This is a genomic window from Novosphingobium profundi, from assembly GCF_020524485.1.
GTDB lineage: Bacteria > Pseudomonadota > Alphaproteobacteria > Sphingomonadales > Sphingomonadaceae > Novosphingobium > Novosphingobium profundi_A.
Genome location: NZ_JAIVLF010000003.1, coordinates 798,193 through 824,542, shown reverse-complemented (window position 1 = coordinate 824,542; position 26,350 = coordinate 798,193). Strand labels below are relative to the sequence as shown.

Genomic DNA, 26,350 nt, shown 5'->3' with positions numbered 1-26,350 from the left:
GCCCGACGCTCGGGAGCATGGGGCCGGATCCGGAATTTTTCAGAAGTGGCGGGCGCGTGCCTCAGCGCACGCGCGGACCGCCGAAGGGCAGCGGCGGCGGGGGACGGCGCGAACCGCGCGGCAGCTGCGCCTGGTAGGCCCGGCCGCAATGCTCGACGCAATACGGGAAGCCCGGATTGACCTTGTCGCCGCAGAAGTGGAAGTCCGGCTCGCCCGGGTGCCCCATCGGCCAGCGGCAGATGCGGTCGTTAAGGTCGAGCAGGCTGGTCTTGTCTGCGATCTCGGGGCTCGGCTTGGCGGGCACGAGGCGGCGCGGCGGGGCCGGCGGGATCGGCGGCTGCTGGTCGCCGGGACCCTGGCGCAGGAAGCCGCCGGGGCCGACCGAGACGATTCGCGGCTTGTCCGAAGCGGGCGTGTCGGACGCCTCTTCGGTTTCCGGCTCGGGCGCGGGGGCAGGGGCCTGCGGACGCGCGGCGGCCGGTGCGCGCGGCGGAGCCGCAGGCGCGGGACGCGCTTCGCTGGGCGCGGCCGGGGCCGCGGCTGGCGCAGGCGGTGCCTCGCTCGCCGGTTTCGCCTTCTTGGGCGCGGGCGCGCGGGCGGGCTTCTCGTTGGCCTTCACCGGGGAAGGGCGCGCCTTCAGACCCAGGCGGTGGGCCTTGCCGATGACCGCATTGCGGCTGACGCCCCCGAGTTCTTCCGCGATCTGACTGGCGGTGGACCCGCTTTCCCACATCTTGGTCAGCTTCTCGATGCGCTCGTCCGTCCAGCTCATTCCTGTTCCGTTCCTCACAGGACAACCGCGCGGGTTGTCCGAAATTCAAAAGGTGGCGCTTGCCATGCCAAACGTCAGCCGATAGTCGCCGGGGCATGGACGATCAAACGAATTCGACCGAACTCCACAGTGCCGAGAGGCCCGTTGAGCCCCGCCGTTTCCCGGCCAAGGGCGAGCCCATCATCCACACGGTGAACTGGGTCGGGCTCGGAACCCTCTATATGAAGGAGGTGCGCCGTTTCTTCAAGGTCCAGACGCAGACGATCTGGGCGCCTGCGGTGACCACGCTCCTGTTCCTGGTGATCTTCTCGCTGGCGATGGGCCGCGGGGATCGCATGGTGCTGGGCGTGAACTTTGCGACTTTCGTGGCACCGGGCCTGATCGTGATGGGCATGATGCAGAACTCGTTCGCCAATTCCAGCTTCTCGTTCCTGGCCGGCAAGATCCAGGGCACGATCATCGACTACCTCATGCCGCCCCTGAGCGAAGCCGAGCTGATGGCCGCGATGGTGGGGGCTGCGGTCACCCGTGCGGTGATGGTGGGCCTGGCGCTGTCGATCGCGATGCTGCTCTGGCCCGGGGTCGACCTCTCGATGGCGCACCCCTGGGCGGTCCTGTGGTTCGGCCTCATCGGAGCGGTGTTCCTGGCGCTGCTGGGCCTCCTGTCCTCGATCTGGGCGGAAAAGTTCGACCATAACGCGGCGGTGACAAACTTTGTCATTGCGCCTCTCTCGCTGCTTTCGGGTACGTTCTATGTCATCGACAACCTGGCGCCTGCCTTCCAGGTCATCAGCCGCATCAATCCCTTCTTCTACGTGATCTCGGGCTTTCGCTTCGGGTTCCTGGGCGAAAGCGACATCGGCGATACCAACATGGACGTGCTGCACAGCGCGCTGGGCATGACGCTGGTTGACGCCGTTCTGGCCGTAGTGGTCTACATGATCCTGCGCTCGGGCTGGAAGCTCAAGGGATAGATCTCGTTCATGCCGAATCTGCCACACACGAGGATTTGTTGGGGAAGGCAGAAGGTGGCTTGGGACATTAACCAAATTGCATCCCTTGCGGGGGCAGTCTGGCGCCCGTGAAGGAACGGCGTGCCCATCCCCCCGGGGCAGGTTCGGACCGAAGCGGTTCGGCCTTTGCCTTGTCGCTGGCTCTCGCCATCATGGTTCTGGGCACGATGCTGGTCGCGCTGCTCCAGTGGTCCGGCGGCCAGGTCGACCGGATCGCGCGCGAGCGCGACCAGGCGACCGCGAAGACCGTGGTGGCGCAAAGTGTCGAGCAGATGAGCCATGGCCTCGAGGTCGGCGCGTCCTCCCGTGCGCTGCTGGGCCAGCTGTCCAGCGGCGAGCCAGACCTTGAATGGCTCGACGTTTTCGCCGAGCGCTGGTTTACCGACTACGCGGGCCTCGCCGAGACCTATCTCCTGTCGCCCGAAGGCGCGCCGCTCTACGCGATTCGGGGCAACGCGCGGGTCGCGGCGCGCAGCTACATCGGGATTGAGCAATACGCCGCCCCGCTGGCCGAACAGATGCGCGCGGCCACCATCCGCAACCGCACCCAGAACGATGGTTCGAGCACGCGCACGCCGGTCGTGGCGGATCTGCGTTTCCTGCGCGGCCGTCCCGCGATCCTCTCGGTAAAGCCGGTCCTGGCGGGCCGGGCGTCCGATGGCGAACGCGTGGGCGCGGTGCCGATGGTGGTGGGGGTCGCCTATCTCGACGGCCCCTTTTTCGAGCGTCTGGCAGAGCACTTCGGGTTGGCCGAAATGCGCTACCAGTCCGGTCCCCAGACCGGACCGGGTGAGACCTCCGCGCCGCTGCGCGACCGTTCCAGGCAGGTCATGGGCTATCTCGTCTGGCGGGCCTTCACGCCGGGCCAGCAGGTCGTCTCCGCGCTCGGCCCCGTTTCGATGCTGTTGGTGGTGCTCGTTGCCTCGGTGGTCTTTTTCCTCGCCAACCGCCTGACCCGGCGGACCCGCGACCTGGCCGTCAGCCGCAGCGAAGCCCACTATCAGGCTCTCCACGATCCGCTGACGGGGCTGGCCAACCGCATGATGTTCGAGGCCTGGCTCGATGAGGCGCTGGAGCGCTGCGAGCAGGGGCCGGACGGGACGGGGCACCTGGCGCTGCTGTGCATCGACCTCGATCGCTTCAAGCTGATCAACGACACCCTGGGCCATCCGGCGGGTGATGAACTGATCCGCCAGGTGGCCGCGCGCCTGCGCGCCGAGGTGCGCGACTACGACATGGTTGCGCGCATGGCGGGGGACGAGTTTGCCATTGCCATCTGCGAGCCCGAGGACCGCGCGGCCGTCGAGGGGATCTGCGCGCGCATTGTCGAGCAACTGGCCCGGCCCTTCGACCTGTTCGGCGCGCGCGCCTATATCGGCGGCAGCATTGGCGTCGCTCTCGCTCCCGATGACAGCCGTGAGCGGACCGAGCTGACCCGCCGGGTCGACATCGCACTCACTACGGCCAAGGCCGAGGGGCGCGGGCGTTACCTGTTCTTCACTCCGGCGATGGATGCGGACATCCGTGCGCGCGAAGAGTTGGTGCAGGCGCTGCGCTACGCCGTGCACGAAGACCCGGCGCAATTGCACGTCCATTACCAGCCCATGTACTGTGCCCGGACCGGCGTAATTCTGGCGGTCGAGGCCTTGTTGCGCTGGGAGCATCCCGAGCGCGGTTTCATCGGCCCGGGCACTTTCATTCCGCAGGCCGAGGAATCGGGGCTGATCGAGGCGCTGGGCAACTTCGTCCTGCGCCGCGCGCTCGAGGACGCGCGGGCCTGGCCCGACGTGCGGGTCAGCGTCAACATCTCGCCTTCGCAGATGCGGTGTACCGATTTCGTAGCCCGTGTCCGGGACCTGCTCGAGGAGACCGGAGTCGCCCCGCAGCGTCTTGAACTGGAGATGACCGAGACCGCGCTCATGGCTTCCTCACGCGATGTGCGCAGCACGATCGCGGCCCTGCGTGACCTGGAGGTGGCCTGTGCCCTCGACGATTTCGGGACGGGCTATTCCTCGCTCAGCCACATCCGCGACATGGCGGTCGACCGCATCAAGGTCGACAAGTCCTTCGTTGCGGCGATTTCAACGCCGCAAGGGGCAGGGTTGGTGGAGGCCATCGTCAGCGTGGCGCGGGTGCACGGCATGGCCGTAACGGCCGAAGGGGTGGAAACCCCGATGCAACTGGCATTCCTGCGCGACCTGGGATGCCATGAGTTGCAGGGCTTTCTGCTTTCACATCCGGTCTGTGCGGCAAGCCTGTCCGCGCTCCTGGTGGAAAGCCGGGCCGGAGAGGGCCCGGCGCTGCAATGGGCGGGAAGTGGTAGCTGGGCGATCTGAGATCGCCGGACAGGGCCGCGAACCGCCGCGCTTGGAGCATTTTCCAGGCAGATGGAATCATCTGCTGGTTCAGAAAAAGCGTCAAACCCATGATCTAGAGCGGTTGATCCGATGTAATCGAATCGGAAGCCGCTCTAATGCGCGAGGCTGCGACGAAGCTGGTAGCGGCCGTTGCGGTAGTCTTCGAAGATCTGCGAGAGCGAGGGGTGATCAACCGGACCGCCTTCGTTATCGGCCGTCAGGTTCTGCTGGCTGACGTAGGCGACGTAGCTCGAATCGTCGGCTTCGGCGAGTAGGTGGTAGAAGGGCTGCTCGCGCAGGGGGCGGATCTCGGCCGGGATCGATTCGTACCATTCCTCGCTGTTGGCGAAGACAGGGTCGATGTCGAAGACGACGCCGCGGAAGTCGTGATCGCGGTGGCGCACGATGTCGCCGATGGCAAAACGGGCGCGCATCTGGCGCGGCGCATCGATCACGCGTCCGGCCTGAGGCGAGAAAAAGGACGCTCTGTTCATATATGCAATATAGGCCCCGCGAGGGGGGCGGACAAGCAAGCTGAAAAAATGTTCCCCTTTTTTGTCATTTAGGGGCTTGGCAAGCCCGCAAAGTTGGATTAATGGCGCGCTTCTTCCTGACCTCGCAGGCATATCCTGCAGATGGCACTTCGAGCGGAGAGGTGGCAGAGAGGTCGAATGCGCCGCACTCGAAATGCGGTGTACGGGCAACCGTACCGTGGGTTCGAATCCCACCCTCTCCGCCACTAGCCACTTTTTCTACATCCAGCCGAACACCGAAAAGTCCAAGGGTTTCCTTGGTTTGATTGGTGATTCGCGTCCTTCTGCATCCAGCCCCATCCACCGGTGACCGATTGGAAATGTGGGAAAGAATGTGGGAGAATTTTGGTCATGGGAAAGCTCTCCGCAACGGCTGTGAAGGCAGCCCGGCGTCCAGGCCGGTTGGGCGATGGTGACGGCCTCTACCTCGTCGTCCAGCCTACTGGTTCGAAAAGCTGGGTGTGCCGAGTACAGAAGCATGGAATGCGCCGCGACTTCGGGCTCGGCAGCGCCGCGAAGGTATCGCTTGCCGATGCGCGCGAACGAGCCCGGGAGATCCGAAGTTGGGTTGAACTTGGACTCGATCCGATCTTCGAGCGGCGAAAGGCGCAGGGGATCCCGACTTTTCGCGAAGCCGCAGCCAAGGTTCTGGCCGCACATCGCAAGACCTGGCGCAACGAGAAGCACGAAGCCCAATGGTCGAGTACGCTAGAGGCATATGCCTTCCCCCATATCGGGCATCTTCAAGTCAATGACATCACGGGACCCATGATTCGCGGTTTGCTCGCAGAGATATGGCTTTCCAAGCCCGAGACCGCGCGGCGGGTCCGCCAACGGATCGGAACGATACTCGATTGGGCCTACGCGTCGGGCTACCGCGAGTCAGAGGCGCCCATGCGTGCGGTTACGCGCGGTCTGCCGCGCCAACCCAAGAAGGACGGCCATTTCGCGGCCATGCCCTATGACAAGGTGCCCGCGTTCGTTTTTCGTCTACGAGAGCGCGAATCGTTCAGTCGTCTGGCCCTTCAATTTGCGATCCTGACAGCGGCACGTTCTGGCGAAGTGCGGCACGCGACCTGGGACGAGATCGACTTGAAAGTTGGACTTTGGACACTGCCGAAAGAGCGAATGAAGGCCCAGCGCGAGCATGTCGTGCCACTCACGCGCCCTGCCCTTTGTATCCTCGAACGTTGCCTCGAACTTCGTATAGCCAATTGCCCGCTGATTTTTCCGGGGGCACGCCGCAATGCGCCCTTGTCCGATATGACTCTGACCAAGCTCCTCAAGGAAATGAAAGAGCCTTATACCGCTCACGGCTTTCGCTCGGCCTTTCGCGATTGGGTGAGCGAGACGACCAATCACTCGGGCGACGTTGCCGAGGCGGCCCTCGCCCATGCCGTCAAGGACAAGACCGAGGCGGCCTATCGGCGCGGCAACTTGCTGGAGAAGCGTCGGATCATGATGAACGATTGGGCGTCTTTTTGCACCTCACCACGGATAAGCCGCTAAGGGCGTGCCAGGCCTTTAGCCTTGCCGGGCTCAACCTCCGCTCGCATGCCGGTCGAGCCGCTCTTTAGCGTCTCGGCAGCACAGCCATAACGATCCCTCAGTGCGTTCCGGCCCGCCTTTGGCGGGGCGGGATGCGGCTTGCATCCCTTCAAGTGTCGCCGCGCTGACCCGCGCGGCGGCGTTGGCCTTTGTCGGCTCCAAGGTGACGGGGGGCGTCGCTGCCCGATAGCCCCGCCTCGACGGGGCGCAACCCGTCCGCTGCGCTCCCGGGTCCTTCACGGTGTTACGGCCTTGCCAGGTGCGCCCCGCCTTTTGCCGGCGGTGCTGCTGGTTCGCTCCTGCCGCCCCCCGCCACCCTGGCGCCGGTCAATGGCGGTTGAAGGAAGGAGTGAAGGAGCATGGCCAAGGACAACCGTCAGAGCCTCTATGGAGAGGTCACGAACCGGATCATTGCCGAGCTGGAGGAAGGCCGCGTGCCGTGGGTGCAGCCGTGGGACGCGGCGCGGTGCCCGGTGACGATGCCTCAGAATGGAGTAACCGGGCGAATCTATAGCGGCATTAACGTGCTGATCCTGTGGGCAGCCGGGATCGGAGGCGGCTATTCCTCGCAGCGCTGGCTTACCTACAAGCAGGCCGAGAAGGCAGGCGGCAACGTCAAGCGCGGGGAGAAGGGAACGGTCATTTGTTACGCCGACCGTTTCACGCCCAAGGACGAGGCGCAAAAGGCTCGGAGCGAGGACCGCGACGCGCGCACCGTGGCGTTTCTCAAGCGGTTCACGGTCTTTAATCTCGACCAGTGTGAAGGGCTTCCCATCGAGGCCGGGGTGGCCCCGAGCGTGCCCGATCCGGTCATGACGCGGATCGAGGCCGACCGGATCATAAAGCTTTCGGGCGCAGACTTCCGGATAGGTGGGCGCGAGGCCTACTATGCCCCGGCCGAAGACTTCGTGATGGTCCCGCCGCAGGTCGCTTTCCCCGATCCGATCAACTGGTACCGCACCGCGCTTCATGAACTGGGGCATTGGACCGGGCATCCCACCCGCCTCAACCGGGACCAGTCGGGCCGTTATCGCTCCTCGAAGTATGGCCGGGAGGAACTGGTCGCCGAGATGACTAGCGCCTTTGTTTGCGCCTCGTTGGGGATCGCGCCGACCGTCCGGCACGCCGATTACATCGGGGCGTGGCTTGCCGTTTTGCGCGAGGACGAAAAGGCGATCTTTCGTGCGGCCAGTGCCGCCAGCAAGGCCGCCGATTACCTCCTTGCCTTCGGGGAGGAGGCGGCATGATCCGGCCTCTTGCCTTCCTCGTCCAGCGTATCCGGGAGGTGTCGCTCAGGGGCGCCTTTACCGAGATCACTGATCCCCGGAACCGGCGCTATATGCGGGCGATGGCCTCGCTTCCCGATGCCGAGCACGCGGCCTTTCGTCTGGCCCGCATCGAAGGGTTGAACGTGCCCCGGATCGCGGCCGAGCTTGGCATCTCGAACGTGCAGGCCGAGACCCATCTGGCCCATGCAATCGAAATGATCGCCAGTTCTCTGCGCCGTCAGGAACGCAAGGGATGGTGATATGCGCGCGGCCGGAGCCCACAGGGCCCCGGCCGCCATCATTTTGCACTTGGCAGCAAGGATGTTAGGCGCGAGTCTGTGCCCATGAAAACGAGCCTCGACCATCTCCCGGCGAACAAGCAGCGCGAGCTCGAACGCGTGGTGCAGATCGTCTTCGAGGAATTCGAGGACGCCTTCGCGCTCTCGACGCAGAACTGGAAGAAGAAGGGGCGTATCCTCAAGATCGTGCTCTACGGCAGCTATGCCCGGGGCAACTGGATCGACGAGCCGCACACCGCCAAGGGCTACAAGTCGGACTACGATCTGCTGGTGATCGTCAGCGACAAGCGGCTGACCGACCGGGTCAAGTACTGGACCCGTGTCGACGAGCGGCTGATGCGCGAATACGGCATCACCGAGAGCCTCAAGACGCCGGTCAATTTCATCGTCCACACCATGCAGGAAGTGAACGACGGGCTCGCCCAGGGCCGCTACTTCTTCATGGACATCGCCCGCGACGGCATCGCGCTCTACGAGGCCGACGACAGCGAGCTGACGACCCCCAAGCCCAAGACCCCGCATGCGGCGCTGGATCTGGCGAAGGAGTACTTCGAGGAATGGTTTCCAACTGCAGCTGGCCGCCTCGACACCTCTAGATATACGATGTCTCAAGGTCGATTTCGGGAAGCTGCTTTTGACCTGCACCAGTCAGCAGAGTTTCTCTACCACTGCGTCCTTCTGGTCTCTACCTTCTACACCCCGCACGTCCACAATCTGGCGTTCCTGCGCACCCAGGCCGAGCGTCTCGATCCCCGGCTGGTCTACGCCTGGCCGCGTGAGAACCGCTGGCAGCGCGGCATGTTCGAGAAGCTCAAGGAAGCCTACGTCAAGGCGCGCTACTCCAAGCACTACACCGTCAGCGAGGAAGAGCTGACCTGGCTCGGCGAACAGGTCGAGGAACTCGGCCGCGTCGTCCAGACCGTGTGCTCGGCGCGCATCGCCCAGCTCGAAGAGACCGCCCGCGAAGCCAGCTGACCGGCTGGCTTCCATTCCCCTTTAGACGCTCTCCTCGACCACGATGTCGAGCGTCAATTGCAGCACATCCTCGTCCGCATCGGCGGCTTCCGGCTGTAAGGTTTCCTGGCCGCAAGCGAGCGTGATCCACTCAAAATTCCAGTTCAGATCGACCCCGTCACCGTCTTCGTGACGCGTGATGCGAACCTGGGCCGCACCCTCGACCGCGAGGGCAAAACGGCAGCTGGAAGCATCGTCCAGGAACGCCCCACGCAGCAAGGTTCCATCCGAAAACGCCAGCGAAAACCCCTCGGCAATCCCGCGTGCAGGGACATCGAGACGCGTATCGATATCGCCCGTCAGGACCAAGCTCGATCGGCCTCCAGCCTCCATGTGAACACCCATGCTGTCATGCCTCCATGCGACTCAAGTTCGACCACAAAGACAGAACATATAGCGAGCATATGAAAGATGGAGGGTTTGGGAGGGGGAGGTAATTGGAGGCAAGGCGGGGAAAAGCACGAGGGAAGGAAATGGTGGCGAGGGCAAGAGAAAAGGGTGTCTCGCGCCACCCGTAAGCATCTGTCTGCACATCGTTTTTTAGAGAGATAGTGACTGTTTGGGCGAGACACTTGCGAGACATGGCGTGAAGCCGGTTCACATGGCCCATTCGGCTGTCAGCGATGCGGGCTGATACCGGATATGCGGCAGCGCCCGCGCCTGGAGGTCGATCCGCTTTTGTGCCGGGCCTTTGCGACGGGAGACCCCGTCGATCCGCACTGGTAAAGCACGGGCAATAACGTCTCGAAAGAACGAGGCGGCGAGGCGGAATTTTGTCCACCAGTCGCGTCCTTACTCTGGACAGGGCAGTCATCGATTGACGCGGCCTGCGGGGCAGCCGGGACTGCGCTCAAACAAGCACTCGAAATGGCCTTGCAAAAGTGCGCGTCACGGGTGCGTTTGGGGCCGGTGGTTGGCAAGCTTGCCTGGCTCAGGAATTGCGGTTCGACAAAGGTACCGATCGGCACCGGACAGGCCCTGCCGAACAGGCGCGGCATGGTGCAATCTCGCTTGCATGCCGACAGCCAAAACACGCCATCAGTTCTACTTGCCCGAAGGCCTTTCCGCGAGCCTTGCGAAGGCGGCTGCCGAGCCCGGCAACTCGAAGACCCTCATCCTGAGCAAAGCATTGGCCGCCTGGTTCGAGCAGGACGCTCAAACTCCGACTATGGGCGTATGCGATCGCCAAGACTGCCAAGCCATGCAGCTTGAGGCCAAGCTCGATCGGATCATCAATCTCCTTTTAGACGCCCAGTTGTCCGCTGCGTTGGAAGGGCATTCTCATGGCGAGGTGCGAGCACACGTCGGTTCCGAAAAGTCCGGCCAATCGATGCGCAAAACCTTGGAGCGGGACGAGGCAAGTGCTCGGCAAATGACCAGCCCATCCGGGGGCGCGGACCAACAGGAGTTTGATCTATGATCCAGAAAACCAGCTTGCCGATCGAGCCGATTTCTGTTCGCATTCCGGAGGCCTGCCGACTGACCGGCATCGGCCGTTCGAAACTCTACGAGCTGATTGCAGAGGGCCGCATCGAAGTCGTCAAGGTCGGGGCCATGACGCTTGTGCCGTATGCCAGCTTGAAGGACCTGATCGACCAGGCTCGACGCTCTGAAAATAGGCATTGAGTTAGCATTCCCGAATGCCAGCTCCTGGGACCTAGCCGACAGTCGCCTTTGGAGCGGCCGGCCAAGGTAAGCCGACGCTCACTCCGCTGCTGAAGAGAGCCTATTTTTTTGGGGGCAGCCCCTGTGCGCTTGGTTCAGATCCATCATTCTGGCTCGCCGCCGCATCCGGCCCTCAATGTTGCAGGTTTCGGCCGAGCCCGACCGGACATCGAGCCAGAAGTCGGCCTTATACAAGCTTCCTCGATACCGCCGCGGCACTGGCAGCCTGTCAAATTGCCGCATGGCGGAAAGGCAGGGCAGGCGTGTTTTGTCTTTTGGGCGCTTGGGGGCATGTCGCAGGGACCTGACAATACCAGCTCCCGAAAGGCTGCCGATGCACTTGAAACGACGTACGCTCCTGACAGGAGCCTTGGCCGGACTGGTCCCCGGCACCGTTGGTCGGGCTTCTGCAGCCTCCAGGCGCGTCTTTCCCGAGGAGTTTCGGTGGGGCGCGGCTACGGCCGCCTACCAGGTGGAAGGCAACAATACGAACTCCGATACCTGGGCGCTCGAACATGCCGATCCCACGACTTTCACCGACATGTCGGGCGATGCCGCCAACAGCTTTGAACTGTGGCCGCGCGATCTGGATCTTGTCATCACCCTGGGCCTCGACACGTATCGCTTCAGCCTTGAATGGGCGCGGATCGAGCCTGCGCGCGGCCAGTTCTCGGTCGCCATGCTTGACCATTACAAGCGCATCATCGAAGGCTGCCATGCCCGCGGCATCACCCCGGTCGTGACCTTCAACCACTTCACGACGCCGATCTGGTTCGCCGCCAAAGGTGGTTGGAGCAGCCCCGAGGCGGTCGATCTCTTTGCCCGCTTCTGCGAGACGGCCGCGCGGCATCTGACCGATGGCATGGCATTCGCTACCACCCTCAACGAGCCCAATCTTGTCGGCATGCTCGAAGTCGCCTTGCCCGGCGGCCGGGGCAGGAAGCTGATGGGGCCCGACAAGAAGATGAGCGAGGCGGTTGCCCGGCGCTTGGGCGTTGATCTGTTCCTGGCCGGAAATCCGATCTACGTGCCCGACCGCCATGTGGTGCAGGCCAATCTCATTGCCGGGCACAAGGCCGGGCGCGCCGCGATCAAGTCTGTGCGCGGTGATCTGCCCGTCGGAGTGAGCCTGGCCATCAATGACGATCAGGCTATCGCGGGCGGCGAGCCCTTGCGTGATTCGATGCGACGTGAACTCTACGACCCCTGGCTGGAGGCAGCGCGCGACGACGATTTCCTGGGCGTACAGAACTATTACCGCGCGGTCTGGGGGCCCGATGGCAAGGTCCCGATCCCCGACGACGCGATCGTCAATTCCAGCGGCTCGGAAATCTACGCCGCCTCGCTCGCCGGTGCGGTGCGCTATGCCTATTCACGCTGCCCCCGCCCGGTCTTCGTGACCGAACATGGCGTAGCAACCGATGACGATGCGCAGCGCGCGGCCTTCATTCCGGCTGCGCTGCGCGCGCTGCACGACGTGATGCAGGAGGGGATCCCGCTCAAGGGCTATCTGCACTGGTCCCTGCTCGACAATTACGAGTGGTTCCACGGCTATGGGCCGCGCTACGGGCTGTGCGATGTGGACCGTACCAGCTTTGCGCGCACCCCCAAGCCGAGCGCCCATGTGCTGGGCGCGCTGGCGCGGGCGAACGCGGTCTGAACCGCTGTCGGGCGCCGGGCGGGCATGGCCCGGCGCCGCGCGGGTCAGGTGATCTCTTTTTCCTGCTCAAGGCTGGCAAAGAGCGACTGACGCATGAGGAATGCGCGCCGCGCGTCCGGATCTGCGTGAACCGCGCGCATCTTGGCACGCTTGGCCTCGAGGATCTCGCCTTCGGCGCGGCCCATGTTCTCCATGTTCTCGATGGTCTGCGCCTGGATCACCGAGCGGGTAACGGCCTGGCGCTGCCGTTCGAACAGGTCGAGCGCCTCGCGTCCAGCGTCCTTGCGCAGGATCTGCCACAGCTTGTTGGCCAGGTTCCAGCCATCGTGGATACCCGAGTTCATGCCAAAGCCGCCCAATGGGTTGTTGAGGTGGGCGGCATCGCCGATGATGATCATGCGCCCCTTCACGAACTCCTGCGCAACGCGCTGGTGGACCCGGTAGATCGTGCGGTGGGTCGTCTCCACGTCGCCGTGCCCGACGATGCGGCGGAACACCGCGTCGCGGTTGGCATCGCTGATGAGGTCCTCGTCGCTGAGGTTGCCGTCCGCGGGTACCAGCACGCGCCAGACGCTGGGCACCTTGAGCAGAACCAGCCATTCTTCCGGGTCGGAGATGTAGTTGACGTAGCTGAGATCGGTGATGACCTCGTTGATCGGGAAGGTCGTCGACATCGAGACGAACTTCTCCTCGTAGGTGAAGCCGTCAAAGCCCGTGCCGATCTGCTTGCGCACCGCCGAACGCGATCCGTCCGCGCCCACCACGAAGCGGGCTTCGACTTCAATCGTCTCGTCGCCCTGCTCCAGCGTCGCGATGACCCCGTCGCCTGTCTCGTGGGCCGAGATGAAGCGGCAATTGAAGCGCAGGTCCACATTGGGAAGCGCGTCAAGCCGCTCGCTCAGCAGCCGTGCCATGTTGTACTGTTCGCACTGAAGGCGGAAGGGAAAGCGCGTGAAATCGGCCAGTTCGCCCAGGTCGAAAAGCAGCTTTTCGCCCGTGCGGCGATCGCGCATCTGGTAGACCGGTGCCTTCAGACCAATGTCGATCAGCGGCTGGGCGGCGTCGATCTCGTCCAGCATCTCCAGCGTGGAGGCATGGATCGTGGTGGCCCGAAGATCGTGGGTGCTGGTGGCCTCGGCCTCGATGATCATGACATCCAGGCCCATCGCCGCAAGGCGCGAGGCACAGGTGGTCCCGACCGGCCCGGCCCCGACAACCAGGACTTCGCATTTCTTCATGGTGATATTGAACTCCCGCTCACATCAGGTCGGGAGTTCCGACCTCGCGAAGCCGGGCAAATGGCACCGGGGAGTAGCCCGGGGGAAGCAACGGCCGCGCATACTTCCGTATCGCGGATGCCTGCTTGACAGGAACGCGGGGCGATTCCTAGCATCACGGTGCGGGCACAAAGACCCGGCAAAGGGTTCGCAACAAGATGACAGAGTCCCACCATGGCTTCGGCGAGGCGCGACCGCGCGGCGAAAAGGACACGATACGCTCGTTATCGCGCTCGATTCATGTCATTCAGGCCATCAATCGCTATGGCTCTCTGGGCCTGTCTGAAATTGCCAAGGCTGCGAACGTGCCGATGCCCACCGCCTTTCGCATCATCAACACCCTGATCGAGGAAGGGTTGGTCGAACGGGAGCGGGAGCGCCGCAAGTATCGTCCCACCGCGCTCATCCAGACACTGGCCTGCGGCTTTCAGAACCATGATCGCCTGGTGAATGCCGCACGCACGGTGATGTCCGATTTCACGCACCTGCATCACTGGCCACTGTCCATCGTGACCCGCGTGGGCAACCGGATGGTGGTGCGCTACCACACGGCTGCGCAGACCACGCTTACCTACAACAACTACTATCCTGGCTGGCAGGTGCCGATTCTCGCGTCGGCTTCGGGACAGGTCTATGTCGCCTACACCGATGAGCTGACCCGTGCCCGGCTGATCGACAGCGCCGCCGAACTGGAAGAGGCCTATGGCCAGTACATGCTCGAGCAGTTCCAGTCCGGCGCGGCCACCCGGCGCATTCGCGCCGACGGCTACGCCACGGTCGAGAAGTCCTGGTACTCGGCCAATCCGGGCAAGACGTCCGCGGTCGCGGTGCCGATCTTCGATGGCGAGGAGCTCATTGGTGCGCTGGCGGTCGTCTTCTTTGCCGCCGGCCTGTCGGTCGACGCGGCGGTCGAGCGCTACCTCGCGCCGATCCAGGAGGTTTCGCGCACCATTCGCGCGAACCTCGCGGCGGGGAAATGCCCGGTCCCGTAGGGGACTAAGCCCCAGTGCGAGGCTCTGCGGGGAGAGCGGGCCTGAGCATCCGCCATGCGAAAGGGGAGGACGCGTCGAGTTGCCTTGAGGCGGCCAGAGCTTCCATCTGCAGGCCCTATTCGGTGCCAGGGAGGCAAACACCATGAGGCCGCACATTGTCGATCTTGCCGTGGATGAACTGGCCTGGGAGCCGCTTGGCCCGGCGGGTCTCTATTCCCGACTGCTGAGCCGCGACGCCGAGACCGGCGCACGCACCGCGCTCCAGAAGCTCGTCCCCGAGGATGGCTACACGCCGCCGCAGACCGCGCACTACCACCACACGTACGAAGAGATCATCGGGATCTCGGGCTGCTTCAGCTTTGATTCGCGCCGCTGGGTGGAAAAGGGCACGTATGTCTTCCACCCGCCCCAGACGGTCCATGGCTTTGCCAGCGCCATCCGGACCGAGTCGACCTTCCTCTCCCGCGTGGGGCGCGATCTGGATTTCAATTTCGTGGAAGAACCCGAGCACGACGACCTCTACCCTGTCGAAGGGGCGAACCCGGCGCGCGCGGCCGTTGCACTCGATCATGAGGACGTGCTGACCAACCTTGCGGCAGGCTCTTTCCTGGAGAGCGAGGCGAAAGTGCGCCTGTTGAGCCGTCATCCCGAGCATGGCGAGGGCTCGGCCATAGTCCGGCTTTCGGCGGGCTGGAGCTCGCAGATCAGACGTCTCCCGCATTACCTCGAAATGTTTGTCATGGAGGGGAGCGTGGGCGTTGATGGGGCGCGTATCGAGCCCCGCCGAGCGTACTTCTTCTACCCTCCAGAAACCCCGATCAACGCTCTTTCCTGCCACACCGACGCGCTGGTCTACGTCAATTTCGGAGGGCCACTCAACCTTTGAGCCACCGCGTCTCGCGGTCTGGCAACAAGTGCAAACGGGCGGTTCCGGCGGACGGGACCGCCCGTTTGTCGTCTTGCACGCCCGAAACGGATTTCGGCAGGAGGAGCTCAAGCCGCAATTTCAGTCTGTGGTTCAGGGTATCCCGTTCCGCCATCCGGAGTTTCCCCCGAGCCGCCCTCGCCTTGCTCCCCCAGCTTGATAGCCTCCTTGGCGACAGAACGCATCCGATGAGGTGCGCGATGAATGAGAAGCGCAGGGTAAACGACATGACACGCCAAGGCACCGGCACGAGCGGTTTCGACGAATTCAGACGCGCCTGGAAACCCCTGGTGGCGTCTGCCCTTGGCATGGGGCTGGGTCTCTCGCCGATCCCGCCCTATTCCTCGGGGATCATGGCCAAGGCGCTGGAAGCCGAATTCGGCTGGGGACGCGGCGATATCCTGGGCGTGCTCATGCTGGTGCCCGTCGCTCTGCTCCTGCTGGGGCGCTATGTCGGTCGGCTGGTCGACAAGGTCGGCCCGCGCAAGGTTGCCATCACCTCGACCATCGCGCTGGCCCTGGGTCAGCTGCTTATCGCGCTGATCGGGACCTCGCTTGTCGGTTTCTACATTGGCTGGGGCATCATGGCGGTCGTCGCGCTGGGCACCTTGCCGATGACCTACCTCAAGGTCATCAACGGCTGGTTTATCGAGGCACGAGGTCTCGCGCTCGGCCTTTCGCTCGCTTGCACCGGCCTTGCCGGCGCGGTCTTTCCCTTCGTCCTCACCGCCATGATCGAGCGCTTTGGCTGGCGTGGGGGCTATGTCGGGCTGGCGGCGATGCCGCTGCTGATTGCCGTACCGATTCTCATCGCCTGGCTGCGTGAACCTGATGTGGGCGACGATCGCCCGGCGGCGGCGCGCGCCGCGGAAAACGCGGGCCTCGAAGTGGCCACAGCCCTGCGCAGCTACCGCTTCTGGGCGATCGCGCTTGGCTCGCTCATGCTGGCCTTCGGGATCTCGGGACTGCTGCCCAATCTGTTCCCGCTGTTGACGGACCGCGGTGTGTCGAGCGCGGCGGCCTCGTCCGCGCTCGCCGCGCTGGCGCTCAGCGTGACCGGCGGTCGCATCCTGTCGGGTTTCCTGCTCGACCGGCTCTGGGCGCCGGTGGTCTGCGCAATTCTCGTGATCCCGGCGATGGCCGCACTGGTGCTGCTGTCCAATCCGGGAATGACGGGCTCGATCATGGTTGCAAGCGTTGTCACGCTAGGGCTGGTCGCCGGCGCAGAGTTCGACCTCGTCGCCTTCATGACCGCGCGCTATTTCGGCCAGCGCCACTTCAGCGAGCTTTACGGGATGCAGTACGCCGCCTTCGGCATGGGCGCGGGCTTTGCGCCTGCGGCATACGGGGCGCTTTACGATCATTTTGGCAACTACGAGATCGTGATCTACCTCTCGATTGGCCTCCTGACGGCCGCCGTCGCCATCAATTTCACGCTGGGCCGCTATCCGCGCGGCTTTAGCGAGGACGCCGAGGGTGCCGAAGGCGCCGTACTGGAAGGGGCCGCCTGATGGCCGCGCGTCTCTGCCTGCGGCTGACCGCCGGGCTGTCGAGCCTGGCCCTGGCGACAGGAGCGCTGGCATCCGCGCATGGTTCCTCCTCACAACCCGAGATCGCAGCGCGCAGCAAGCCTGCGATCACGGTGGATGGGCACAGCTTTCACGACCTTTCCGGCGATGGGCGCCTCCAGCCTTACGAGGATTGGCGTCTCTCCGCCGAGGAACGCGCCCGCGATCTGGTGGCGCGCATGACCTTGCGCGAAAAGGCCGGGCTGATGATGCACGGTACGCCGCCCACCGCCGATGGCAGTTTCCGGGGCAACTGGGACGTGGAAGGCATGCGCGCGGCTATCGAGGCCGACGATATCCGCTTCTTCATCCATCGCATGAGCGGTGATGTGAAGGAGATGGCGCAGCTGACGAACGCGGCGCAGGAAATCGCCGAGGGCACGCGCCTTGGCGTGCCGCTCGTCTTCAGCAGCGACAGCCGCAACACCTTGCGCGAAGTGCTGGGCGTCAGCGTCGCGCCCAAGGCCTTCACCCGCTGGCCTGAGGCGCTGGGCCTTTCGGCCATCGGCGACCTGGATCTCATCCGCGATCTCTCCCGCATTGCCGCGCGCGAGTACAAGGCGATCGGCATTCGCATGGCGCTTTCGCCGCAGGCCGACCTGTTCACCGAGCCGCGCTGGTTTCGGGGCAACGCCACCTTCGGGGATCGGCCCGAGCAGGTCGCACCGATGGTGCAGGCCTATATCGAAGGGTTCCAGGGTGGGCCTGACGGCCTGCAGCGCGGAGGCGTCGCGACGGTGGTCAAGCACTGGGGCGGCTATGGCGCACAAGTCGACGGCCTCGATTCGCACAATCCTTACGGCAAGTACATGAAGCTGACCGACGCCACCCTGGCGCAGCACCTCGCCGCCTTCGAGGGCGCCTTCAAGGTGCGTTCGGCTGCGGTCATGCCGACCTATTCGCTGCCCGCCCCCGGGCTCACCGTGAACGGCACGCCAGTCGAGCCGGTCGGGGTCGGTTTCAACCGGCAACTTTTGGACAAAAGCCTGCGTGGCCAGCATGGTTTCGAAGGCTTCGTGATGAGCGACTGGCTGATCACTGCGGACTGCCCCGAGGCCTGTCTCAAGGGCACGTTTGATGTCGACAAGCTGGGCATGCCCTGGGGCGTCGAGGATCTCACCGTGCCCGAACGCTTCGCCAAGGGGATCGAAGCGGGGATCGACCAGTTCGGCGGAGTGATGGAAACCGACGTTGTGATCGATCTGGTGCGCCGCGGCGCGCTGGACGAGGCCCGCGTCGATCGCTCCGCGCGCCGTATTGCCAAGGTCATGTTCCAGTTGGGTCTGTTCGAGAGCGCCTACGTCGATGCCGAAGCCTCGGCACAGCAGGTAGGGACGGACGACGCGCGTGCGCTGGCGCTCGAGGCGCAGCATCGTTCGGTCGTGCTGCTGGCGAACAAGGACGGTATCCTGCCACTTGCACCGGCTTCGGCGCGGCGCGCCTGGCTGGTGGGCGTGGACGCCGACGCAGCGCGCTCGGCGGGCTTCACGCCCGTAGAGGCCCCCGAACAGGCCGACGTTGCGCTGCTGCGTCTGGCCGCGCCCTTCACCAGTCATCCGGACTATTTCTTCGGCTCGTCCGCGCATGAGGGCCCCCTGACCATGGGGCCCGCCGATCCGGGATACGAGGCCGTGGCGAAGGCGCACGCGGCCGGAATTACGATCATCGCGGACGTCTATCTTGATCGTCCGGCCGTGCTGACCCCGGTTCAGCCGATGGTGGACGCACTGATGGGCAATTACGGCATCACCGACGCGGCCTTCCTCGACATCGTGACCGGGCGCGCACGCCCTGAAGGCAAGCTGCCGGTGGAATTGCCGCGCTCGGATGCGGCGGTGGCCGCGCAGCGTGGCGATGTGCCGTCCGACAGCGTCGACCCGCTCTATCCGCAAGGGTTCGGCATGGAATTGCGCCGCGGTCCGACACCGTGACCGACGGCCCGTAAAGTTTTGGGCGAGGTTCAATGAAAACAAGAAAAACAGAAATGTAGCTCTGGCTTGAGGCGGAGCTGCACCACCACTGGGGACACTTCACGAGGGCAATATGAAAACATCTGCTTCCATTTTCGCAATCTGCACGTCGCTGGCCATTTCGACAGGGGCGCTGGCCCAGAGCAACAGCGCATCTCCGTCGGCTCCTGAGGCCCGTGCGGGCGACATCATCGTCACCGGCACCCGGCGCGAGACGACGCTGCAGGACACCGCCGTCTCGATTACCGCGATCTCGGCAGAAGACCTTGCCAACGCGGGCTACAAGTCGCCCAGCGAATTGCAGTATTCGGTGCCCGGCCTCAGCTACAACGTGCAGCTTGGTGCCGGCTTCCTGATCCGCGGCATCGGTACGCAGGGCTTCGACTACAGTCTTGAGCGCGCCGTGGGCGTGGTGATCGACGATGTGGTGCAGGGCCAGCCCCGCAGCCTGGGCTTCAACACCTTCGGCGACATCGACCACGTCGAGGTCATGAAGGGCCCGCAGGGCACGCTGTTCGGCAAGAACGCCTCGGCGGGCGTGGTCTATGTCCAGACCAAGCGCCCGGAATTCAACGTGGCCGAAACCAGTGGCAGCCTGCGCTACGGTGAGCGCAACGAGATCCGCATCGATAACACCGTCAACATCCCGATCTCCGACACGCTGGCCGCGCGCGTCACCGGCGTCTACCAGCGCCAGGACGGCTACCTCACCAACCTCTATGACGGGGAAAGCGGTGGCGACTATCGCGACTACGCCCTGCGCGGCAAGGTGCTGTGGCAGCCCACCGACAACTTCGAGCTCTACGTGATCGGCGCGATCCAGGATCACACCGACGGCGGCATCGGCGGTCTTGCCACGATCCGCAACATCAACGGCGACACGTCCAACGGCTGGCCGACCAACCCCGATGCCGACTTCAACATGGACTTCGATGCCCTGCTCGATGAATACGGCATCGTTCCCGGGCCCGACAACGACCAGTACGCCCAGAACGGCCGCAACGAGGTGTTCATCAAGCAGAAGGACATCCAGGCCAACATGAAGCTGGACCTGGGTGACTACACGCTCACCTCGATCACGGCCTATTCGGAATCGAACACCGGATCGTGGTTTGACCAGGACTACACCCAGAGCAATTTCTACGACATCAACAACTCGGAACTCTGGGCGCACCAGTTCAGCCAGGAAGTGCGCGTCAACTCGCCGCTTGGCGGATTCGTCGACTACGTCGTGGGCGCCTTCTTCTGGGACCAGAAGACCGACGCGATCGAGCGTTCGGCGGGCAAGCGCGGGCGTGACTACCCGGAAGACACCTATTTCAGCTTCAGCGGCGCTATGTCGAACTACGAAGCGCATATGCGCAGCTATGCCGCTTTTGGTGAGGCGAACTTCCACTTTACCGATCGCCTGACCCTGACCGGTGGCCTGCGCCTTACCCATGACAACGTGTTCGGCGCCTACTTCCCCTCCGAGGATATCCGCTACGACTTCGAAGGTACGCCCGCACCGGCCACGTCGGGTCGTAACAAGAAGACCAACCTTTCGGGCAAGGTCACGCTGAAGTACGAAGCCACGCCGGACCTCATGTTCTACGGGACCTACGCGCGCGGCTACAAGGCGCCTGCCGTAGGCACTTCGGGCGGTACGCTGCGGATGGTCGATGCGGAAACAGTCGACAGCTTCGAGGCGGGCGTGCGCGCCCAGCTCCTCGACCGTCTGCTGACGGTCAACGCCACCGCCTTCTATTCGAAGTTCAAGAACTTCCAGTCGACCGTGGTCGAGATCGGCGATGACAACGTGGCCCGTTCGGTGCTTTCGAATGCCCCGGGTGTGATCACCAAAGGCTTCGAACTGGGGCTGTCCCTGCAACCCACGCCTGACTTGCGTCTTGCTGGTAACATCTCCTACGCGCCGACCGAGTACGAGGACTTCATCGCCCCGTGCTACTCGGGTCAGCCCGTGGTCGACAACGCCGGGATCGGTGAGTGCGGCGCGCTGGGCGGCACGGGCATGAATGTGGACGGTTTCCCCTCGATCCACGCACCTGACACCACGCTGAACATCACCGGGGCATACACTCCGCTTCTGACCGATAACCTGCGCCTCTTCGCCAACGCGAACTACTACTACCGCTCCTCCACCTTCGGCCAGGCGGGCAACCCCAATTCGCGGGTCGATGGCTATGGCCTGGTCAATGCGAACCTGGGCGTGGGCAACGATGATGGCTCGATCAAGCTCTCGGTCTATGCGCGCAACCTGTTCGATAAACAGTTCGTGGCGCGCATTCACACGATGACCTTCGCACCGGCGGGAAGCTACCAGCAGTACTTCTCAGGCGAAGGCGCCCGCACCGTCGGCGTGCGGCTCGACTACGCGTTCTGATCAAGGGAGCCGGCTTCGTCCCGGCCCCACACCCTTCTGGCTGGAGTGGTGTGGGGCCGTTGGGCGAAGATGCCAACGACGGGTAGGCGGCTCATCCCAAGCGGCCTCCCGGTTCTAGTAACGCCTGGAAATCGTCCGAAAATGCGACCTCCTTCTGGCGATCTCGAACATCGCACCGGGTCTAGCACTTCAGGGAAGCTTTGCGCCGCGCGCCGGGATAGGCCGTGAGGCCAGCTCAGATGTCGATCGAGACCAAGACGCTCCAAGTGGCAGCCGGAAGAGAGGGAAACATGGGTCACTCTTCAGTGCCAATCCACAGCGATCGAGGCGGCGCCTCGAGGGGCATAAGGCGTCTAGCTAGGGTCCGGTCTGGTTTTCGTTTGCGGTCTGCCTGCTCCAGGGGAGAGGATGTCGGCGGCAGAGCATCTCACAAGGGTCGGAGCTTCGATTCAATGTTGACGTTGAAAGCGTTTTCTATCAGGCGCGCGATTGAGGATGGTGAGCACAATCATACCAGCGACCTTGAGGGCGCTCACCATCTTTACCTCACGACGCAGGTGCGCCGTTTCGTGTTTTGAGCGCCGGCCTCCTCTACTGGCAAACTCTGATAATCGAGGACGCAACCATAGCGGGCTGTCGACTCCGAAGAAGCATGACGCTGCGTCTGAACGGCCAACTAGGGTCGAAGATGTTGGAAACGAGCCCTCAAATCGAGCCGAGGTGGTGCGTGATGACGGAAGCTGTTTCGAGCAGGCCGTTGGCTTCCAAGGCCCGTAAAAAATCTTCAGGGGACATTTCAGGTCGCTTCAGGCGCTCGCGCATTTTTCGGATGGCAGCGATCGCCCGCCCTTCTTCAAGGGCAATGGTGTCGGCAATGAAGTCGTCGGCACTTCGTGCCTCGATGTTGAGTTGGCCGAGGATGTCAGCCGGAAAATCTTTCAGATTCTCGGTCACGAGGGCCTGGGCTTGCGTTTTGACGGCAGCGGCGATGACGTGTTCGTCGCCAGGGTCGGGCAAGCCAAACTGAGCGCTGCCAATCAGCGTGAAGTCTTCCACTATGGCTTCCGGGAAGGCTGTCTGCATGGCCTTTACCGCTCGTACTCCTCGCGCCTCAGGGTCAGCGAGACCGCGCTCTCGTGCCATTTTGATCAGGGCAGCCTTGGTCTCGGTCAGAATGGGCTCTGACCAGCGGATGCGGAAAAATTCGGCTTCCGCAAGCGACAGCAGCAAGTTGCGCCGCCAGACACTGACGAGCGTACAGGCATCAATCAGGGCGGTGTAGCGGTTCGCGAACACGGGTCAGACCAGGTCGGCATCGCCGCTGATGAGTTCGTCGAGGGCCCGCGAACGTTCATCATCGCGCTGCGCCTTGTAGCGAAACACGTCATCGGCCCGGATACGGCGATGACGTCCGACCAGAGTGTGGGGCATCGCATCCTGCTCAAGCAGCTTGATCAAGTAGGGACGTGACACATTGAGGAGGTCGGCGGCTTGCTGCGTCGTCAGCATTTCCTGGATTGGCACGAGTGTGACCGCGCTGCCGCTGCCGATATGGCGCAGCAATTCCAAAAACAGATCAGACATGGCGGGCGTGAGCGTAATTTCGACCGGCCTTTTCGATTCCGGTTCGTGGACACGCAAGGTTGCTTCACCTGACTTTTGAGCCGCAAGCATGCGACGAAGCTGGTTCGCGATCTGGCGGTCATCAGCCGACGGCATATGGCCGCCAAACGGCTCGGAATGCGCAGGCAATGTCATGGAAACTCTCCGTGGTAGAGCAATTCAGTAGCGCATATTCGAAATAAACGCAACGAAAATTGGTTCCTTTGGACTTTGTTGCATAGATCGATCACAGGGCAGCAGTTGGCCTTTGAAGGCCCACGATCACGCGACACGCTGAGTTTGGGGCCTTCCGAGTGCGGTGAAACGGTTGAGGATGGCGGCGCGGATTTGGATTTCCGCGACTTGGCGATCAAAGTCACGAGCCATGATGCGTTCGCCCAGCAGCTTGAAGCAATGCATTTTCGTCTCGACCAGACTGCGCTGATGATAGCCGCTCCAGCGTTTCCAGATTGGCCTGCCGAACCGCCGGTTTGAGCGAACGATTTCATTGCGGACGGCAACGCCCGGTGTGCTCCCGGGCCAGGCTTTTGCATTGCTGCGGGCGGGGATGATCGCACAGGCATCGCGTGCGGCAATGGCTTCGTGACAGGCCCTTGGTGTCAAAAGCACCATCGGCGCTGACGGTCGCGATCGCTTGGTCGGGTAGTATCTGCTCCAGCAGTTCGGGAAGCATGGGCGCATCTCCAACCCGGCTCCCGGTCACTTCGATGGCGCGGATCTCAAGCGATCCGGCGTCCACGCCCAGGTGGACCTTTCGCCACTGGCGGCGCTTGGAAGGACCATGCTTGCGTCGGCACCATTCCCCGTCGCCCACCGCCTTGATGCCCGTGCTGTCGATCAGCAGGTAAAACGGCCCGGAACGGGGCTGGCAGGTGTCGCGCGACATTCAGGGTGAGAAAGCGCGACAAACAAGATGAGAATCCAGCGTTGCGGGATTGGCGAAGGGCGTAGCCCGTAGCCGATGCCGCAACGCTGGAGGCGCCTTTTGAAGGGTGCCTGTGATGGTCGTGGCGACCGCTATGCATTGGGTTTTCCTGGGAAGGAGGACCTGGCGTGTGGCGGGCCGACACATCAACGATCATCAGGTGAGACTTTTCATGACCCACAGACGTAACGATCCCGTCGCCCTGGCAGCGGCGAAGGCCGGTTTCAGCCCGGCGACTGGCTATCGGGTGCTGCAGGATGCGCGCCTGCCTTCCCAGCGACAGGCCCCGCGCGGCCGACGGCGCCCTGATCCGTTATCGGGCATTTTCGAGGAGGTTGTCGTGCCGATGCTGGAGGCCGCTCCGGGTCTTCGTCCTGTCGCGATCTTCGAGGAACTGCGCCGTCGGTACCCGGATACCGAGTTCGGCTCACGACGAACCCTGGAGAGGCGTATTCGCGACTGGCGCGCTCTTAACGGCCAGGATCGGGAAGTCATCTTCAGGCAGGTTCATGAGCCGGGGCGGCTCGGCATGTCCGATTTTACGTGCATGAACGATCTGGAGGTCGCCATCGCCGGGGCGCCCTTGGACCACTTGCTCTATCACTTCCGCCTACCTTGCGGCGGCTTTGAACATGGACACGTCATTCTGGGCGGCGAGAGTTTCGTCGCCTTGGCCGAAGGGCTGCAGAATGCGCTCTGGTCTGCTGGCGGAGCGCCCAGGCTCCACCGCACCGACAGCCTGTCGGCCGCCTTCCGCAATCTGGACGCCGATACGAAGGCTGACCTGACCAGGCGCTATGACGCCCTATGCGCCCATTATGGAATGGAGCCGACGCGCAACAACACAGGCATTGCCCACGAGAACGGTGCGATCGAGAGCGCCCACGGCCATATCAAGGCCGCAGTGAAGGACGCGCTGTTGCTGCGCGGAACCACGGACTTCACCGACCTTGCCGCTTATCGCCGCTTCATCGACGAAGTCGTGACCGCAAGGAACCGGCGCCACGGTCCCGGCATCGATGCTGAGCGCAAGACGCTGCAATCCCTCCCGAACGCAAGGACTACCGATTACGAGGAAGTCCTCGTGACAGTGACGTCCTCGGGCGGTTCCACCCTGCGCAAGGTGTTCTACACGGTCCCCTCGCGCCTGATCGGTCATCGCCTGCGCGTGCGCCTTTACGACGACCGTCTCGATGTCATCATCGGCGGCACAAGGCTCATGACCCTGCAGCGCGGCCGCGCCGGTGTGAACGGTAAGCACGGCCACGTGGTCGATTATCGCCATGTCATTCATTCCCTGCGCCGCAAGCCGATGGCACTGCGGGGACTGGTCTATCGTGACAGCCTGTTCCCCCGCGCGCCCTACCGCCTCATGTTCGAACACTTGCTGGAAGCGGTGGGCGAGAAAGAAGCCTGCCGGATCATGGTCGAGCTTCTGGCCATGGCCCACGAGCGCGCCTGTGAGGCAGAGCTCGCCCATATCCTGGAGGAGGATCTGGCAATCCGCAGGACCCCATGCCTGTCGGCACTTCGGGCCCGCTTCAGCCCCGATCCCGCCACTTTGCCTGAAGTTGTGGTCGAGATGGTCTCGCTCTCGATCTACGACGGGCTGATCGAACAGGGAGAAGCGGCATGAGCACGGCTCCCATGATCGACGCACAGCGCCTGGGCCTGATGCTCAATGAACTGCGCTTGCCAACCATCAAACATATCTGGGGAGATTTTGCAGCCCAGGCGGACAAGGAAGGATGGCCCGCGAGCCGGTTCCTTGCAGCTCTCGCCGAACACGAACTCGCCGAACGCGATCGTCGCCGGATCGGGCGTCATCTGGTTGAAGCCCATCTGCCGGCGGGCAAGACGTTGGACTGCTTCGCCTTCGAGGCCGTGCCGATGATCTCCAAGGCACAGGTCATGGCTCTGTGCGCCGGCGATGGCTGGCTCGACCAGGGTTCCAATCTCATCCTGTTCGGCCCGCCAGGCGGCGGCAAAAGCCATCTGGCGGCGGCGATCGGCCTGGCATTGGTGGAAAATGGCTGGCGAGCACTGTTCACCCGCACCTCTGACCTCGTCCAGCGTCTGCAGGTCACTCGCCGCGAACTGACGCTGGAATCCGCAATCGCCAAGCTCGACAAATATCATCTGCTCATTCTCGACGACTTTGCCTACGTTTCACGCGATCAGGCGGAGACCTCCGTCCTCTTCGAACTGATTAGTGCTCGATACGAGCGCAGATCCCTGCTCATCACCGCCAACCAGCCCTTTGGCGAATGGAACCGCGTCTTCCCGGACCCGGCAATGACGCTCGCTGCGGTCGACAGGCTCGTGCATCACGCCACGATCTTCGAGATGAACGTCGAAAGTTATCGCCGGCGCACGGCTCAGGCCCGCCGCACCGGGGCTGGACGTCCTGCCGCCTACACCACTCCGAAAGTCCTCGAGACCATCCGCGACAATCAGGATGAGAACGAGGTCCTTGCCAGCGACAATTAAAATCGGCACTGAATGACGCGCCGCGACAATCACATTCTCATCCTGATTGACGCGCAATTCTCATCCTG

22 protein-coding genes, 1 tRNA gene and 1 pseudogene are annotated in these 26,350 nt (G+C 63.5%); 17 read left to right on the top strand and 7 right to left on the bottom strand.

From position 1 onward, the window contains the following. Nucleotides 1-61: 61 nt before the first annotated feature. Nucleotides 62-772: a GcrA family cell cycle regulator gene (locus LC060_RS10010; RefSeq protein WP_226635112.1), complete on the bottom strand. Its 711-nt coding sequence runs from the start codon at nucleotides 770-772 to the stop codon at nucleotides 62-64. 95 nt (nucleotides 773-867) lie between these two features. Between LC060_RS10010 and LC060_RS10005 the strand changes: the two genes are divergently transcribed. Next, nucleotides 868-1,746, top strand: a complete 879-nt coding sequence (locus LC060_RS10005; protein WP_226635110.1) for an ABC transporter permease — start codon at nucleotides 868-870, stop codon at nucleotides 1,744-1,746. A 107-nt stretch (nucleotides 1,747-1,853) separates the two neighbouring features. Further along, nucleotides 1,854-4,121, top strand: coding sequence for a putative bifunctional diguanylate cyclase/phosphodiesterase (locus LC060_RS10000; protein WP_226635108.1), 2,268 nt, complete (start codon nucleotides 1,854-1,856; stop codon nucleotides 4,119-4,121). A gap of 134 nt (nucleotides 4,122-4,255) precedes the next feature. Here the strand turns inward: LC060_RS10000 and hspQ are convergent, their stop codons facing one another. After that, entirely contained in the window at nucleotides 4,256-4,636 is a 381-nt protein-coding gene (gene hspQ, locus LC060_RS09995) for a heat shock protein HspQ (RefSeq protein ID WP_226635106.1), read from the bottom strand. A 155-nt stretch (nucleotides 4,637-4,791) separates the two neighbouring features. On the opposite strand from hspQ, the gene LC060_RS09990 reads away from it, so the two are divergent. The 5 genes from LC060_RS09990 (at nucleotide 4,792) to LC060_RS09970 (ending at nucleotide 8,765) form a co-directional block, all read left to right on the top strand. After that, nucleotides 4,792-4,881: transfer RNA gene (locus LC060_RS09990), tRNA-Ser, on the top strand. A 145-nt stretch (nucleotides 4,882-5,026) separates the two neighbouring features. Next, complete coding sequence (locus LC060_RS09985) at nucleotides 5,027-6,184, top strand: tyrosine-type recombinase/integrase (RefSeq protein ID WP_226635104.1); 1,158 nt, start codon at nucleotides 5,027-5,029, stop codon at nucleotides 6,182-6,184. A 398-nt stretch (nucleotides 6,185-6,582) separates the two neighbouring features. Further along, nucleotides 6,583-7,470 carry an ArdC family protein gene (locus tag LC060_RS09980; RefSeq protein WP_226635102.1) on the top strand — a complete coding sequence of 296 codons (888 nt, stop codon included), beginning with the start codon at nucleotides 6,583-6,585 and terminating at the stop codon, nucleotides 7,468-7,470. Next, nucleotides 7,467-7,751 (top strand): RNA polymerase sigma factor, encoded by a 285-nt coding sequence (locus tag LC060_RS09975; RefSeq protein ID WP_226635087.1) that lies wholly within the window; start codon nucleotides 7,467-7,469, stop codon nucleotides 7,749-7,751. The genes LC060_RS09980 and LC060_RS09975 overlap by 4 nt, the downstream gene beginning before the upstream one ends. A gap of 84 nt (nucleotides 7,752-7,835) precedes the next feature. Continuing rightward, nucleotides 7,836-8,765 (top strand): HEPN domain-containing protein, encoded by a 930-nt coding sequence (locus LC060_RS09970; protein WP_226635085.1) that lies wholly within the window; start codon nucleotides 7,836-7,838, stop codon nucleotides 8,763-8,765. A gap of 21 nt (nucleotides 8,766-8,786) precedes the next feature. Here LC060_RS09970 and LC060_RS09965 read toward each other — a convergent pair whose 3' ends face one another. Further along, on the bottom strand, nucleotides 8,787-9,113 hold the full coding sequence (locus LC060_RS09965; protein ID WP_226635083.1) for a hypothetical protein: 327 nt from the start codon (nucleotides 9,111-9,113) through the stop codon (nucleotides 8,787-8,789). Between the two features lie 706 nt (nucleotides 9,114-9,819). On the opposite strand from LC060_RS09965, the gene LC060_RS09960 reads away from it, so the two are divergent. The 3 genes from LC060_RS09960 (at nucleotide 9,820) to LC060_RS09950 (ending at nucleotide 12,129) form a co-directional block, all read left to right on the top strand. Then, nucleotides 9,820-10,224 (top strand): hypothetical protein, encoded by a 405-nt coding sequence (locus LC060_RS09960; RefSeq protein ID WP_226635081.1) that lies wholly within the window; start codon nucleotides 9,820-9,822, stop codon nucleotides 10,222-10,224. Next, the gene (locus LC060_RS09955) at nucleotides 10,221-10,430 is read left to right on the top strand and encodes a helix-turn-helix domain-containing protein (protein ID WP_226635079.1); all 210 of its coding nucleotides are present in this window, start codon (nucleotides 10,221-10,223) and stop codon (nucleotides 10,428-10,430) included. Before LC060_RS09960 ends, LC060_RS09955 begins: the two co-directional genes overlap by 4 nt. A 373-nt stretch (nucleotides 10,431-10,803) precedes the next feature. Then, nucleotides 10,804-12,129, top strand: coding sequence for a glycoside hydrolase family 1 protein (locus tag LC060_RS09950; RefSeq protein WP_226635077.1), 1,326 nt, complete (start codon nucleotides 10,804-10,806; stop codon nucleotides 12,127-12,129). A gap of 44 nt (nucleotides 12,130-12,173) precedes the next feature. On the opposite strand, the gene LC060_RS09945 is transcribed toward LC060_RS09950, so the two are convergent. After that, nucleotides 12,174-13,367, bottom strand: a complete 1,194-nt coding sequence (locus LC060_RS09945; RefSeq protein WP_226635075.1) for an FAD-dependent oxidoreductase — start codon at nucleotides 13,365-13,367, stop codon at nucleotides 12,174-12,176. Between the two features lie 197 nt (nucleotides 13,368-13,564). Between LC060_RS09945 and LC060_RS09940 the strand changes: the two genes are divergently transcribed. The 5 genes from LC060_RS09940 to LC060_RS09920 all read left to right on the top strand — a co-directional run bounded on the left by LC060_RS09940 (nucleotide 13,565) and on the right by LC060_RS09920 (nucleotide 21,244). Further along, complete coding sequence (locus LC060_RS09940; protein ID WP_226635074.1) at nucleotides 13,565-14,398, top strand: helix-turn-helix domain-containing protein; 834 nt, start codon at nucleotides 13,565-13,567, stop codon at nucleotides 14,396-14,398. A 142-nt stretch (nucleotides 14,399-14,540) separates the two neighbouring features. Beyond that, nucleotides 14,541-15,284 carry a cupin domain-containing protein gene (locus LC060_RS09935; RefSeq protein ID WP_226635072.1) on the top strand — a complete coding sequence of 248 codons (744 nt, stop codon included), beginning with the start codon at nucleotides 14,541-14,543 and terminating at the stop codon, nucleotides 15,282-15,284. A gap of 266 nt (nucleotides 15,285-15,550) precedes the next feature. Further along, the gene (locus LC060_RS09930; protein ID WP_226635070.1) at nucleotides 15,551-16,834 is read left to right on the top strand and encodes an MFS transporter; all 1,284 of its coding nucleotides are present in this window, start codon (nucleotides 15,551-15,553) and stop codon (nucleotides 16,832-16,834) included. Then, nucleotides 16,834-18,822, top strand: a complete 1,989-nt coding sequence (locus LC060_RS09925; RefSeq protein ID WP_226635068.1) for a glycoside hydrolase family 3 protein — start codon at nucleotides 16,834-16,836, stop codon at nucleotides 18,820-18,822. Before LC060_RS09930 ends, LC060_RS09925 begins: the two co-directional genes overlap by 1 nt. 112 nt (nucleotides 18,823-18,934) lie before the next feature. Beyond that, nucleotides 18,935-21,244 carry a TonB-dependent receptor gene (locus LC060_RS09920; protein ID WP_226635066.1) on the top strand — a complete coding sequence of 770 codons (2,310 nt, stop codon included), beginning with the start codon at nucleotides 18,935-18,937 and terminating at the stop codon, nucleotides 21,242-21,244. 705 nt (nucleotides 21,245-21,949) lie between these two features. Here the strand turns inward: LC060_RS09920 and LC060_RS09915 are convergent. From LC060_RS09915 to LC060_RS09905, 3 genes and pseudogenes are all read right to left on the bottom strand, one after another. Then, nucleotides 21,950-22,540, bottom strand: coding sequence for a PIN domain-containing protein (locus LC060_RS09915; protein ID WP_226635064.1), 591 nt, complete (start codon nucleotides 22,538-22,540; stop codon nucleotides 21,950-21,952). A gap of 3 nt (nucleotides 22,541-22,543) precedes the next feature. Then, nucleotides 22,544-23,002, bottom strand: a complete 459-nt coding sequence (locus tag LC060_RS09910; RefSeq protein ID WP_226635062.1) for a helix-turn-helix domain-containing protein — start codon at nucleotides 23,000-23,002, stop codon at nucleotides 22,544-22,546. Nucleotides 23,003-23,128: 126 nt separating this feature from the next. After that, nucleotides 23,129-23,723, bottom strand: a pseudogene (locus LC060_RS09905) (IS5 family transposase); the annotation flags it as partial. Between the two features lie 163 nt (nucleotides 23,724-23,886). On the opposite strand from LC060_RS09905, the gene istA reads away from it, so the two are divergent. Both istA and istB read left to right on the top strand, forming a co-directional pair. Further along, nucleotides 23,887-25,428 carry an IS21 family transposase gene (gene istA / locus LC060_RS09900; RefSeq protein ID WP_413465104.1) on the top strand — a complete coding sequence of 514 codons (1,542 nt, stop codon included), beginning with the start codon at nucleotides 23,887-23,889 and terminating at the stop codon, nucleotides 25,426-25,428. Then, nucleotides 25,425-26,282, top strand: coding sequence for an IS21-like element helper ATPase IstB (gene istB, locus LC060_RS09895; protein WP_226635060.1), 858 nt, complete (start codon nucleotides 25,425-25,427; stop codon nucleotides 26,280-26,282). The genes istA and istB overlap by 4 nt, the downstream gene beginning before the upstream one ends. The last annotated feature ends 68 nt before the right edge of the window (nucleotides 26,283-26,350 follow it).